The following is a 1,430-nucleotide window of genomic DNA, read 5'->3' on the forward strand; positions in this document are numbered from 1 at the left end:
TACTGTTTTAAATAGGTTTTACATTGTAAATCAATAATCTCTTAAATCCCCAGATTCTATACCGCCCCAATATAATGCACTGTCTATTTTTTAATTCACTAATATAGTGCATCGACTCTCGGTCACAAAATTCATCATTTTGATTTTTAAAGAAATATTCAATGGCGCGATTCTTGTACTACAGTTTGCAGTAGCTAACAAACAAACCAGCACATGTCATTCTAAATTGTTGCGTTGTATAACACCTCCTCCGGTTAAGCACGGTTTAGACGCATGTAGAACAAGGGAAAGGGAATATTATGCAAGACGCACTCGCTGTAATTTTAGCAGGCGGGATGGGCTCACGACTTAGCCCACTCACTGATGATCGAGCCAAACCTGCGGTACCATTTGGCGGCAAATACAGAATCATCGATTTTACGCTAACCAATTGTCTTAATTCAGGTTTACGTAAAATTCTAGTGCTTACTCAATACAAATCTCACTCACTACAAAAGCACCTTCGTGACGGTTGGTCGATTTTTAATCCCGAACTTGGTGAGTACATTACGGCAGTTCCGCCTCAAATGCGCAAAGGTGGTGCATGGTATGAGGGTACCGCCGACGCCATCTACCACAACTTGTGGTTACTATCGCGGAACGACGCAAAATACGTTGTTGTGTTATCTGGTGACCATATTTATCGTATGGATTACGCAGCGATGCTTGAGGAGCATAAAGAGAAAGGGGCAAAGCTGACCGTCGCTTGTATGGATGTTCCAGTAAAGGACGCCTCTGCTTTCGGAGTAATGGGAATCGCTGAAAACGGACTGGTTAAGTCTTTTGTCGAGAAGCCCGAAAACCCACCTACTCTTCCAGACGATAAAGCCAAGAGCCTTGCATCAATGGGGATCTACATCTTTGATATGGATGTGCTCAAAGAAGCGCTGACCGAAGATGCGAAACTGGAAACGTCTAGCCATGACTTTGGCAACGACATTATTCCAAAATTGATCGACACCGAATCGGTTTACGCTTACAAGTTTTGTGGCAGCAAAGGTCGTGTCGATAAAGATTGTTACTGGCGTGATGTCGGGACAATTGACTCCTTCTATGAAGCAAATATGGATTTATTGGAACCAGTACCTCCGATGAACCTTTATCAATCTAACTGGGCTATCCGCACTTACGAACCTCAATTTCCACCAGCGAGAACCGTCTCTTCTGCAACAGGAAACGAAGGTATTTTCATCAACTCGATCATAGCTACCGGTGTTATCAACTCAGGTGGCTCAGTCCAGCACTCGATCATTTCATCAAATGTGCGCATTCAAGACAGCGCGACCGTTGTGGATTCCATCATTTTTGATGATGTAGAAGTCGGTGAAGGCAGCCAACTGGTGAATTGCATCGTCGATAAACACGTTCGCATACCACCGAATACACAAATC

At 43.6% G+C, this 1,430-nt stretch carries 1 protein-coding gene; it reads left to right on the forward strand.

The window, feature by feature from the left end:
* Positions 1 to 299: 299 nt before the first annotated feature.
* Positions 300 to 1,430: glucose-1-phosphate adenylyltransferase (gene glgC / locus R7Q47_RS24370; protein ID WP_318089793.1), on the forward strand; the 1,131-nt coding region annotated here is incomplete at its 3' end.

Source organism: Vibrio sp. Vb0349, assembly GCF_033338975.1.